At 48.6% G+C, this 12,166-nt stretch carries 9 protein-coding genes and 1 pseudogene; all 10 read right to left on the bottom strand.

The window, feature by feature from the left end:
• The coding region (locus BSCG_RS0127300; protein ID WP_241762147.1) for a hypothetical protein at nt 1-283 on the bottom strand (283 nt) is incomplete at its 3' end.
• Between the two features lie 242 nt (nt 284-525).
• Nucleotides 526-1,143, bottom strand: coding sequence for an RteC domain-containing protein (locus BSCG_RS21090; protein ID WP_004308105.1), 618 nt, complete (start codon nt 1,141-1,143; stop codon nt 526-528).
• Between the two features lie 214 nt (nt 1,144-1,357).
• On the bottom strand, nt 1,358-2,644 hold the full coding sequence (locus tag BSCG_RS21095) for a sigma-54-dependent transcriptional regulator (protein WP_004308106.1): 1,287 nt from the start codon (nt 2,642-2,644) through the stop codon (nt 1,358-1,360).
• Nucleotides 2,622-5,027: an ATP-binding protein gene (locus BSCG_RS21100; RefSeq protein ID WP_004312905.1), complete on the bottom strand. Its 2,406-nt coding sequence runs from the start codon at nt 5,025-5,027 to the stop codon at nt 2,622-2,624. The genes BSCG_RS21095 and BSCG_RS21100 overlap by 23 nt, the downstream gene beginning before the upstream one ends.
• Before the next feature lie 234 nt (nt 5,028-5,261).
• Nucleotides 5,262-5,798, bottom strand: coding sequence for a methylglyoxal synthase (locus tag BSCG_RS21105; protein WP_008775197.1), 537 nt, complete (start codon nt 5,796-5,798; stop codon nt 5,262-5,264).
• Nucleotides 5,799-5,852: 54 nt separating this feature from the next.
• Nucleotides 5,853-6,671 (bottom strand): annotated as a pseudogene (locus BSCG_RS21110) (arginase family protein).
• Between the two features lie 6 nt (nt 6,672-6,677).
• A complete protein-coding gene (gene glgP / locus BSCG_RS21115) occupies nt 6,678-9,236 on the bottom strand; it encodes an alpha-glucan family phosphorylase (protein ID WP_008775195.1) in 2,559 nt (852 codons plus the stop codon).
• 6 nt (nt 9,237-9,242) lie between these two features.
• The gene (locus BSCG_RS21120; RefSeq protein WP_008775194.1) at nt 9,243-11,018 is read right to left on the bottom strand and encodes a cation:proton antiporter; all 1,776 of its coding nucleotides are present in this window, start codon (nt 11,016-11,018) and stop codon (nt 9,243-9,245) included.
• Between the two features lie 12 nt (nt 11,019-11,030).
• A complete protein-coding gene (gene pfkA / locus BSCG_RS21125; protein ID WP_004308113.1) occupies nt 11,031-12,017 on the bottom strand; it encodes a 6-phosphofructokinase in 987 nt (328 codons plus the stop codon).
• A gap of 22 nt (nt 12,018-12,039) precedes the next feature.
• Nucleotides 12,040-12,159, bottom strand: a complete 120-nt coding sequence (locus BSCG_RS28595; RefSeq protein ID WP_008775193.1) for a sigma factor-like helix-turn-helix DNA-binding protein — start codon at nt 12,157-12,159, stop codon at nt 12,040-12,042.
• Nucleotides 12,160-12,166 lie beyond the last annotated feature (7 nt).

The following is a 12,166-nucleotide window of genomic DNA, read 5'->3' as shown; positions in this document are numbered from 1 at the left end:
TTAGTTCAATAGTCAGTTGCTCCAATTTATAGAGCATGGCAAGAGCCTTCTTTTCGGATAGTCCGGTATGCAGAGCTTTGACTGCCTGGTTATAGTTTACTCCGATCCGGCGGTATTCGCTCTGCAGGTTGGTCAGCTTGATGTAGTAGTCCGTTGCCGCCTTATCTATTTTCACGACTTTCATCGGTTTGTCGAAAAGGGCGGCAAGGATGAACTGGGATTTATTATTAGCTCCCGAATTCTCAAAGAGCCTCTCAAACTCGATGTTCTGGAGTTCGTCCAGACGGAATCCGTAATAATAAGAATGAAGTTCTGATTCCTCTTTGGGATTCCGTCCGCCTCTTCATTTGCTCGAAGTGTCAGCCCGTCCGGGTTTGCGTGTACTATTGATTTTAGCCATATCTTTTCAGGTTTTATTTATCCGGCAGCAAAATAAGTGATAATTTTGATACGAACCTAAAATCGGAAAGTGACTACAAATGACAAGAGATGACTATTTGTGACAGGGGGTAAAAATACCCCTGTTCACTTCCCGTTTCCGCAAGCCGCGATGTTCTTTTCAAAGGTTTCCTTTAGTTTGGGCAGCAGGACGGAATAGTTCTTTTTGCGCCGGGCAAGGTCGGCACGCAGGTCATATGGTTTGGGAATGGCAACATTGAAGAGTTTCTCAAAAGCGGAAACGATACCGGCGAAAGAGAGGCGTTTGCCGCTTTCGTCCGTAATCAGCCCGCTGTAATCCAGCGAGGAGATCAGTTCCATCAGGTTGACCAGCGAACCTTTCCAATGGAGCGATGAAAGAAACGAGGAAGGTGTCGTGATGGTTCCGGGGTACTGTACACCAAAATTGACCAGCTCTATTTCCGCCTCCACCAGCAGGAGGCATTTGTCCAGATAGAATTCGGCTACTGCCGTGTGGAAATGTCCTGTTCGGGTGAATAACTTCTTTAGGGAAATCAGTTCTACCTTGCTGTGAAGCAGATGGCGCAGCCTTTCCGATACGGAAACCGATTCGATGGCGAGGTCGTAAAGGTATTGTTCATATTCGGTATAGGAGGAAGAGAATTCTTCATCGGAAACTGTCTGTTTTGGGCTTGAAGCCAGAGATAAATAATTGAATATACGGCATTCTGTAAATGGTTTCATACGGCATACATTTGATTTGTTTATACCGGAGTAAGCCAAATGAAATGCCTCTGCTATCGTTTAAAGCTCTATACCTTTTTAAAATACTGACAATCAACAATAAACAAATTTCATATAGAAACGGGTGTAAATAAAAAGTGTAAGCCGTCCTTGACAAGAATGTTAGGACGGCTTACACTTTTGTAAACCTCATTTGCTTCGGGTTATCCTCCGGTCAGTCGATGATATGGTATTTCCTTAGTTTCTCATACAGGGTAGTCCGGCTGACATTGAGCAACCGGGCCGCCTTGGAACGGTTGTCACCCGTCTTTTCAAGGGTCTGGAGAAGCAACGCCTTTTCTTTTTCTTCTTCCGTCCACTGCGTTTCTTCTTCTTTAGGAAGGGAGATTTCAAGGTTCAGGTCTGAAACGGAAATCCATTGCTCTTGGCAGATGAGTACGGCTCGACCTATTACATTCTTCAGTTCACGGATATTCCCCGGCCAGGGATATTCCAGCAGTGCCGCCTCTGCCAGCCGGTCAAAGCCACGAAACGATTTATGGGCCTTGGCGCAAGTGAGTTTCAAGAAAAAATAAGCCAGAGGAAGGATGTCTTCCCGGCATTCTGCCAGTGTAGGAATCCGCAGAGTGAACTCATTGAGCCGGTGGAACAGGTCTTCCCGGAAGCGTCCTTCTCCGATGGCTTTTTCCAGATTCTCATTGGTGGCGGCAACCAGCCGGATATCAAAAGAGTATTCTTTCGTGGAACCTACCGGCTTGCAGCGTTTCTCTTGCAAGGCCCTGAGCAGGAGCATCTGTGTCTTATAGGAAAGGTTGCCTATCTCGTCCAGAAACAATGTCCCTCCGTTAACGGCACGGAACAATCCGACCTTGTCGCTTTCCGCACCGGTAAAGGCTCCCTTCTGATGACCGAAAAACTCGGAGGCGGCAAGCTCATCGGAAATGGCCCCGCAGTCGATAGCCAGATACGGCTTGTTCTTCCGATGGCTCCGGGCATGTATCTCGGCTGCAATGTGCTCCTTCCCGGTGCCGGAAGCCCCACGGAGCAGAACGGAGATGTCGGCACAGGCAATCATCTCTATCAGACGGTACATCTCATGGGCTTTGGGGCTTTCACCTCGGTAGAACTCCTGTTCGTTATCGTTTTTATCCAGTATCTCCGTTATCAGAGCCAGGAGATTGTCTGGCTGCACAGGCTTACACAGGTAGTTGATGGCTCCCAGTTGCATGGTTGTCACCGCATTCTCCACCTGTCCGTAGTTGGTCATGATCAGAAAAGGGATAGAGTAGTACTTCTCATTCATCCATTTCAGGAGCGAGGTGCTATTTCCGTCCGGCAGGCGCAGGTCTGCCAGTATTAGGTCGAACTCCTTTTGCCCGATGGCTTTACGGGCATTCGCAAGGGTTGCCACGCATTCGGTTTTCATCCCTTTTTTCACCAGCCAGTTGCTGATGCTACGGCTGAACACAATATCATCTTCAATAATCAGGATTGTTTTCATAGGCTTTCCTCCCGTATTTTTCAGCGTATACTATCAGTTTTTCCACTGCCCGGATGATGTCCCGCATTTCCATGGATTGTCTATTGGTCCACTCTGTCGCAGGTTCTGTCACCAGTTCCCGTAAATGAGACAAGGGGAAATCCAGACGGACGGTTTCCCATAGGGGCAGGTTCTTATGCAGGATGGAGGCGGCGGCCTCCTTGTCTTGTCGGTCTAAGGCAGCGGTTAATGCGGCAAGGTCTTTCCGGCTCTCTTCGATAAACAGGGCGAGCATTTCCTCCCTGTTGTCCTCTCCTGAAAGGATGAGTGAGAAATCGGGAGCATACTCCTTTCTGTCTTTTTCTCCTATCACTTGTGCCACTGTATTTATCAGTTCTTCCATAGAGAATGGTTTATGGATGCAGCCCGAAAAGCCGCCCGACAGATACTCGTTGTCATCATCCACCCGTGCCGTTACCGCTATGACGGGGATTGTCTTTGCGTTCTCCATATTGGATGCCCGGAGCAGTTCAAGTATTCCGTAGCCGTCCGTTTCAGGCATCTGTATATCCGTCAGCAGCAGGTCATATCTTTGTGACCGTAGCCGGGTAACCAGTTCACGGCTGGTCTGGCAGCAGTCGCACCGCACTCCGTTACGGTTAAACATCTCTTTGGTAATGTTCAGTTGCATCCGGTCGTCATCAATGACCAGTACGTTGATTCCATCCAGATGATAATCAGTAGCGATGCGTGTCTCATCCATCTGGGTGGATTCATCCGCCTCAAGGAGTGGCAGGAATGCGGTAAACGTGCTGCCTTCACCCGGTTTGCTTTTTACGGTAAGGCTTCCCTGCATCCCGGAGACCAGCCTGCTTGCAATGGCCAGCCCCAATCCGAAACCGGGAACATTACGGGCATTGTCCAACCGCTCAAAAGCTGTGAATATCCGGGTTGTTTCTTCCTCCGTCATCCCGGTACCGGTGTCCTGTACCGAGAAATGCAATTCTTTATTCCGGTATTCCGCTTGCAGGCGGATTTCACCTTGCCGGGTGAATTTAATGGCGTTGGAAAGCAGATTGTTCAGGATTTGCTGGAGCTGGGAACGGTCACCGCTTACTACCACATCCAGACCGGAAAAGGCGGTTGTCAGCCGCAGCTTTTTCTTTTTGGCCAGCGAACCGTAGTTCCGGGCTGTTTCGCTGAAAAGGGTCTCCAGCCGGAAAATCGAAAGGATGGGTTTGTTCCTGCCGGTATCCAGCAGGTAGAATCCGATCAGCGTATTGACCAGCCCGATCATGTAATCGGAAGAATGGAGTATATTTTCCGCATACTCGTCCTTGCGGCTCTTCTTTTCTTCCCCGGGGAGCAGTTCGGCGCATCCTTTGATAGTAGCCAGTGGCGCACGAAGGTCATGAGCGATGGTGAGCATCATGCGTTTTCTGGATTGTAGGAGCTCCGTGTTCTCACGATTGGAGGCTTCCAGCTGACGCTGATACTGGTTTATCCTGTTCAGATCCCGGTGGATGATAAGATACAGGAGGACGGTCAGCAACGAGATGAGGACAGCCAGCAGAGAGACCGTATGGAACGAGCGGTCGCGTGTGGAAATGAATTGCCTGTAACGCTCATCAAGCCGTATTCCAGCATCCGCCTCAAAGTCCCTGACAATCCGGTGTAGCCTGTGGTTCAGGTCCGTGTTGTTACTGTACAGGAGGTCCATCTGTTCCAGCAGCCTTTCCCGTTCGGCTTTCTGCATGTCGGTCACCTCCCTGTCAAGGGAGTGCAGCATGCTCGTGACAGATGTGGTACCCTGATGTTTACCAATGGACTGTCGCTGGCGTTCCAGCTGTTCCTTCTGCTGCAGATAGGCCGATTTTTTCCTCCCGGGCCTGATGAATGACCAGAAACCCTTCTTCGGAGTTTCCTCCTCCTTCTTTTTCTCGGCAGGAAGGACATCCGCCTGCTGGATATGGGACACGATTGCCGGAATCTTGCTGTTCACGATCTCGCCGGTCTTGCGCAGACGCCCGAACGTGTCCATGACCGTGTCTAACAACAGTTCCTTTCTTTCCAGCAGCAGGCATAACGAATCTATGCGCGACTGTTGTTCGGGAGACTTCACATACCTTTTCAGTGTCTGCAACATGTTACAGACACTGTCTTTTTTTGTGTGGTAGAGTCCAAGGTCGCTTTCATCCCAGACGCTGGCTGTTTCACCGTAAGTGGCCAGTCCCAGCAAGCCCGCGTATGTTTCTCCGGCCAGATGCCGGATACAGGCCAGTTCATGCTCATCCTGTCGCAGGCTGTTCCGCCTCGTCTGTTCCTTGCGGAAGATATGAATGGTCAGGACGAGCAGGAGAAGCAGTATGACATATCCTAAAAGGATTTTAAGTTTCAACCACATGGAAGTCTTCATTCTTATATTGGAATCCTACAAAAAGGCGTGTTCGCTCATATAAAAGGGAATAATAGAAACTTATGATAAAAGTTTATTACTGTTTCAAACCATTTGAGGATACCTCGCAAGTTTGCTATCACACAGTTGATCTTTTAATCTTTTTTTATACTCACAGAAAGGATAGGAACCTGCTTTTTATGACTGAAACATATCACATCCCCTTTATTGGACATTACATTCTCATTCGATCATATTGTTTTCATTTCGGCTCATCCGTTTCTTCACCCGTTCTACTGCTTCCGATACAATTTCTTTGTTTTCAAAGCGTTGTGTATAATTGGTATAGTCTGGATGAATCCGTTTGTAGGTCGGGTCAAGAAACAAAGGACTGGAAATAATATGGTCCGCTGTCGAACGGTTACAACAGAAAACTATATTTTCAACTCCCGCCAGCCGGGTCAGTGCCTTTACATCCGTGTCATGTGGCTGCAATGTCATCGGATCCGTGAAAAAGAACAAATAATCAATCTCTCCTTCCACAATACGTGAGCCCATTTGCTGGTCACCACCTAAAGGACCGGATTTCAGAATCGTGATATCCCATTCTGTTTCAGGATGTTTCTCTTCGAGCGCTTTTTTAATGAGTGTACCGGTGGTTCCCGTACAATAGAACTTATGCCCTATCAGACGTTCCGAGTTCCAAAGAACCCATTCTATCATGTCCTTTTTCATTGCATCGTGTGCAACCAGACCGATTTTACGAACAATTGTTTTCATCATAATAATAAAATATGGTTTATGTGATAATATAATTAACAATATCCAACAGCTTTATAAAAAACAGGAGAATGACTGTATGAGTTTGAGCAGCTCCTTGTTCGCCCGGCTGTCCACGGTGGCTTCCCGCCTCTCCTCAAACAAAGTAAGCGTTGCGGAGCATTCCCCGCAGATATCAATGCCGACTACACGTTCCTTTCGAAGGACAATTGCCAGTAATTCCTCCAGTTCCTGCAGGCTGAAAGACCCTTGATCCCAGTCTGTTACTGCGGATGCCGGGTTCAGGACATCCTTGTCTATGGACAAGTAAACCGGTCCTTCAATATACGCAGAGGAGAAATTGCGCCAGCCCTTCTCGTGAGCTAACGTCGCTTCGCTATAAAAACTGACTCGTTGTCCGTATTCTTCCGGTACGGTGCGTATCAGTTTGTCCGATGCACCGACTATCACCACTTTCTTGCAAAGCATATTCCAGTCTAACATGTCTTTTACTCAGCTCCCACAAGAAAGCATGCCCTTGAACAAGGGAGGCTGCATGTCGGGGTGATGGTCGAATACAATCAGAGAGAACGGAACTCGAAGTTTGTCTGTCCATAATTTGGTCAGGTAATGATAATTGCCCGAATCAATGAAATGGATACCTTCCGCTGGATAACCGGCAATCACCCGCTTCAATTTTCGTATCCCCTCCTTGTCACAGTAACCTCTCGTTCCAGAAAGGTGACGGCAGTCTAGCCAAATGAACTGATTGTTCCGTGCAAATACCTCATGGGCATACACACCGGTGAAGTCCATGATGACAACCGGCCAGACGGTTTCTCGGTCCGCCTTCTTCTTACACCGTCCATTTGTCAGTAACTCTTGCTTATTCATGTCCGTTCAGAACCATCGTACATAACAAAAATCTTGCCGGTGAGGTAACAGGGGATGGTTGGGATACATTCTGAATGCCTGTTTGAAGCTTCCAGCGCTGAACATTCTGGTTATTGCCTTGAAAGTGTATAGGTTTCCGTCTTTGGATGTCAAAGAAAAAGGAATGACCTCATGGATGCGATCCTCATTCTCCTCATGCCGTATAATGACCGATTCCAATTCGATCGCGTTGTCCAGCCCTTTCTCGTCAATGACGACCGTCATCTCGTATTCCTTACCAGCCTCCACCGTGGCGTCCAATCCTTTTCCCGCATTCACGGAAACGATTTCCACGGCATTCCATCTGCTGTCGACAGCTGCCTTCCAGCCGGCAAGCGTTTTCGCCTTTGCATAATTGTCCGCCGCCAAAACATGAAAGTGTTCCGACAACTTGTTGTAAAATCCGTCATAGTAGTCATCCAGCTGTCTTTTCATCGTGAAGCGGGGAGCTATTTGCGCAACCGAGTTCTTGATGTACTTGACCCAGGTTTCCGGATAGTCTTTTTCTTTCCGTTCATAATATAACGGCAGGATATTATGTTCCAGCAGGAAATAAATTGTTTCCGCATCCAGTTGGTTCTGGTACTGTTCATCCTGATAGGTGGCCTTGTCGGTGATGGCCCATCCCGCCTCCTTGCGGTAGCCTTCGTACCACCAACCGTCCAGCACGGAGAAGTTGAGTACGCCGTTCATCAGAGCCTTCTCACCGGAAGTTCCGGAAGCCTCCGCAAGACGGGTGGGAGTATTCATCCAGATGTCAACCCCAGAAATAAGATGCCGTGCCAGGTCCATGTCATAATTCTCAAGGAAGATGATTTTACCCAAGAATTCAGGACGGCGGGATATCTCCACAATCTGCTTGATGAGCCCTTGCCCGGCAGTGTCGTTTGGATGGGCTTTTCCTGCAAAGACAAACTGTATGGGATGTTCCTGATTGTTCACAATCCGCGCCAGACGATCCAAATCGGTAAACAAAAGATGAGCTCTTTTGTAAGTTGCAAAGCGCCTTCCGAAGCCGACAAGAAGAGCATTCGGATTAAACTTCTCGAAAATGGAGACACCCAATGCCGGGTCAACCTGGCTTTTGAGCCAGTCCCGGCCGCATTTCCACTTGATGTAGGATATCAGTTTGGTTTTCAACCTTTTCCGCATGTTCCATATCTCTTCATCGGGTATATTATAAACGCCTTTCCATATTTCCTGATTGGACTGGTCGTTCATGAAATTCTCATCGAAATTGTCCTTAAACAGCTTTTTCCACTCCGCCGTACACCAAGTGGGAAAGTGTACGCCATTCGTCACATAGCCCACATGGTTCTCTTCCGGGAAATAGCCTTTCCAGAGAGGCGCGAACATCTGCTGTGAAACGGACTTGTGCAGCTTGCTGACACCGTTTACCGCCTGGCTGGTTTTGCAGGCGAATACCGACATGCAGAAACGTTCTCCCTTGTTGCCCGGAGTTTGCCGTCCGAGGTTCATCAACTCGTCCCACGTAATGCCCAGCTTATCAGGATATCCTTTCATATATTTATTGAAAAGCCCCTCATCGAAATAGTCATGGCCGGCAGGCACAGGTGTATGCACAGTGTAAAGCGAGGAAGCCCTAACCAGTTCCATGGCTTGTCCGAAGTCCAGGCCTTCGGATATATAGTCGCATAACCGCTGGATATTGATCAGTGCGGCATGCCCCTCGTTGCAGTGATATACATCTTTCTCGATGCCCAATACTTTTAATGTCATCATTCCTCCGATGCCGAGCAGTATTTCCTGCTTGAGCCGGTTTTCCCAGTCACCGCCATACAGGTGATGGGTAATCGGACGGTCGAACTCGCTGTTCAGTTCATTGTCCGTATCCAGCAGGTAGAGGGAAACACGTCCCACATTGGCCTTCCATACATTGGCATGGACCGTGAAACTGTCGGCATAGGGAACATGGATTACCAGTTGTCGCCCGTCAGGCTGCATCACTTTCTCTATCGGAAGCTGCCCGAAATTCTGTGGGTCATAATGAACCTGTTGCTGCCCGTCCATCGCCAGAGCCTGGTCAAAATAGCCATAACGATATAAAAGCCCTACAGCGCAGAGGTCTACGTTACTGTCCGAAGCTTCCTTCAGATAGTCACCTGCCAATATGCCCAGACCGCCGGAATAGATTTTAAGAACCCTGTCCAGACCATATTCCATGCTGAAATAGGCAACTGACGGACGGCTGTGGTCCGGCTCCACATCAAGATACGCCTTAAAAGTGGAATATACGTTTTCCATCTTACGCATGAAGTTTCCGTCATGTGTCAGTGCCTCCAGCTCTTCATAATCCATCCGTTCCAGAAACAGTACCGGATTCTGTTCCGCCTCTTCCCATAGTTCCGGGTTCAAACCACTATATAAACTCTTCGCATCCTCGTTCCAGGTCCACCAAAGATTATGTGCCATCTCCGCAAATCTCCGCAATTCTGCCGGAAGGTGTGAACCGACTGTAATCTCCCTCCATTGTGGGACGTTTACATGATAACTTGAATATTCCATAACATTTTACTTATTTGATAGTTCATGATTTTTTTCTGTGGAGGTTTCTCCTGTTTCCGGTTCTTCCTGTGGAAATGTCCCGGCTGTACCCTGGAAATTCTCGAGGAACTGTTTTTCCATACTTAGCGATCGTTTCCGTATCCGCTTGGAAAAATAGATAACGACAATGATCAGGAAAGATAATATCAGTCCTGACCCCAAAGCGACATTGAAAAGACGGATGATGATACCCATTACGATAATGATACAGATCAACACCTTGATCACTATCATTGATACCAGCAGCCCCCTGTTGAACCTGTTGTCCGCCCAAAGTTTGCGGAATTCGACGGAATTGTTTTTCTTCATGATGATGGCGCACAAAAACGGGGATATGATAAGGAGGACAAGAACGAAGCTCAGCAGGCTTCCTTTCATCCCCGGAATACGTCCCATTACCAGAGAATACGCATAGGAGAAGAACAGCGCTATGAAAAACAGGCATACCACCAGATAAAGGGTGACGGATACCAACATGGACCTGATGAGCTTGTGCCAGGAGCCTTGATGTCTTGTGGTCATTGTTCCAGAAGAATAATGCGTCAGGTAATCTTTCAGGAATTGTGGCAAGTGCCTGTCTGCAAAACAGTAGACGGGATCCGACAGTCTTATCATATAAGGAGTAAGGAAAGTGGTGATGACCGATACTGCCACTATGACCGGATAAAGGTATTTGTCCATTACATTCAGACTGATTCCTAACGAAGCGATGATGAACGCAAACTCACCCACTTGTGCCAGGGAAAAGCCGGCTTGTATCGCAATCTTTAGCGGTTGTCCGGAAAGCAACACGCCGAAACTCCCGAACAGGACCTGCCCGCATAGGACCAGTGCCGTCAGGATAAAAACAGGAACGGCATATTCCCATATCATGGCAGGGTCGATCATCATTCCCACTGATACGAAGAAAACGGAGGCGAACAGGTCCTTTACCGGTTGCACGATATGTGCGATTTCTTCCGCTTTATCTGTTTCTGCCAGCAGGGATCCCATGACGAACGCACCCAGCGCGGCGGAGAATCCCGCCTTTGTCGCTATCATCACCATTCCCAGGCATAGTCCCAGGGAGGTTGTCAACAGTATTTCATTGCTAATAAAGCGGTTCAATCTTTTCAGAAGGGTAGGAATCAGATAGATTCCCAATGCTGACCAGAAAATAAGAAAGGCCGCAAGTTTCAATATGCTCTCCAGCATTTCGAAGCCTTCAAAATGCTTGCCTACAGCCAATGTGGAGAGGACCACCATCATGATTACCGCCACCACGTCCTCAATGATTAGTATCCCCAGGACAATACCGGTAAATTTCTGATCGAGAAGCCCCATGTCACTGAATGCTTTGAATACGATGGCGGTGGAGGACATGGACAGCATTCCGCCCAGAAAGATACAGCTCGTGTGTGAGAAGCCCATCGCATTGCCTGCCGTATATCCCAGGAACATCATGCCGCAGACGATGATAACAGTGGAGAATATGGCCGAGGCTCCCACACTTATCAGCTTTCTGAACGAGAAATCCAGTCCTATGGCGAACAGGAGGAAAATAACACCGATATCCGCCCATATCTTGATATTGGCCTGGTCGGAAACAGTCGGGAATAGGGAAATGGAAGGACCTGCCATAATACCGGCCACAATATATCCCACTATGACCGGCTGTCCCAGCCATTTGAAAATGACGGTTATGATACCGGCTATAATCAAGATAGTGGCAAGGTCTGATATTAAAGGGGCAACTTCCGACATAGGAGTAACATTTTATATGGACAACTCGTTAAGGACACGGATCAGGTTTTTGTCAATGGGCTTGTCGTTCTTGATAGCCTGGTCAAAAGGAACATAGACAATCTCATTGTTATGTATGCCTACCATGATATTGTGCTGGTCCTCCATCAGGGCCTGTATGGCGGCCTCACCCAGCCGGCTGGCCAATATGCGGTCGTTGGCACTTGGCGCTCCTCCCCGTTGTAGATGTCCCAGGATAGAGACCCTGACATCATATCCGGGGTATTCCCTTTTTACCCGGTCGGCATAGTGCATGGCTCCGCCATTCTTATTGCCCGGGCTTTCCGTCACGATGACGATGCTGCTGTTCTTGGTCTTCCGGAATCCGCGTCCGATAAAAGTCTCCAGCTGATCCGCATCCGTCCGGTCTTCCGGAATAATGGCGGCCTCGGCTCCCGAGGCTATTGCGCTGTTCTGGGCGAGGAAACCGGCGTCGCGTCCCATCACCTCGACAAAGAAAATTCGGTCGTGCGAGGTGGCTGTATCCCGGATTTTGTCCACACACTCCACAATGGTGTTCAGGGCCGTATCATATCCGATTGTAAAATCGGTACCGTACAGGTCATTGTCGATGGTACCGGGCAGTCCTATGCACGTGACAGGGTATTCCTCGGCAAATATGCGGGCTCCAGTCAGTGAGCCGTCGCCCCCGATGACTACCAGCGCCCCGATTTTTTCTTTCCTCATGGTATCGTATGCCTCTCTGCGTCCTTCCGGGGTGGTGAACGCTTCGGAACGTGCCGTTTTCAGGATGGTTCCCCCACGCTGGATGATGCTGCTCACATCCTCGGTCGTAAGTTCCCTGGACTCGCCCGCTATCAGGCCTTCGTACCCTCTGTAAATTCCTTTGACTTTGAAGCCGTTGAAAATGGCGGTACGGGTCACGGCACGGATTGCCGCATTCATTCCGGAAGCGTCCCCTCCGGAAGTAAGGATTCCTATATATTCATCTTTTTTCATCTATCTCAGTTCTTGTTTTGTTTCATTCTGCCAATATAGCTTTCAGTTTTTTCCGGCAGTGAAAAATACGGCTCTTTATGGTTCCCAAACTCACACCGGTTCTTTCCGCTATCTCACGGTATTTGAACCCTGACAGGTACATCTCAAAA

It is taken from the genome of Bacteroides sp. 2_2_4 (assembly GCF_000157055.1).
Lineage (GTDB): Bacteria > Bacteroidota > Bacteroidia > Bacteroidales > Bacteroidaceae > Bacteroides > Bacteroides ovatus.
This window is presented reverse-complemented; position numbering and strand designations above follow the sequence as displayed.

Excerpts from the sequence above, each read along its gene's own strand:
- BSCG_RS21090 (WP_004308105.1), bottom strand. The coding sequence starts at position 1,143 with ATGAAACCATTTACAGAATGCCGTATATTCAATTATTTATCTCTGGCT.
- BSCG_RS21095 (WP_004308106.1), bottom strand. The coding sequence starts at position 2,644 with ATGAAAACAATCCTGATTATTGAAGATGATATTGTGTTCAGCCGTAGC.
- BSCG_RS21100 (WP_004312905.1), bottom strand. The coding sequence starts at position 5,027 with ATGTGGTTGAAACTTAAAATCCTTTTAGGATATGTCATACTGCTTCTC.
- BSCG_RS21105 (WP_008775197.1), bottom strand. The coding sequence starts at position 5,798 with ATGAAAACAATTGTTCGTAAAATCGGTCTGGTTGCACACGATGCAATG.
- glgP (WP_008775195.1), bottom strand. The coding sequence starts at position 9,236 with ATGGAATATTCAAGTTATCATGTAAACGTCCCACAATGGAGGGAGATT.
- BSCG_RS21120 (WP_008775194.1), bottom strand. The coding sequence starts at position 11,018 with ATGTCGGAAGTTGCCCCTTTAATATCAGACCTTGCCACTATCTTGATT.
- pfkA (WP_004308113.1), bottom strand. The coding sequence starts at position 12,017 with ATGAAAAAAGATGAATATATAGGAATCCTTACTTCCGGAGGGGACGCT.
- BSCG_RS28595 (WP_008775193.1), bottom strand. The coding sequence starts at position 12,159 with ATGTACCTGTCAGGGTTCAAATACCGTGAGATAGCGGAAAGAACCGGT.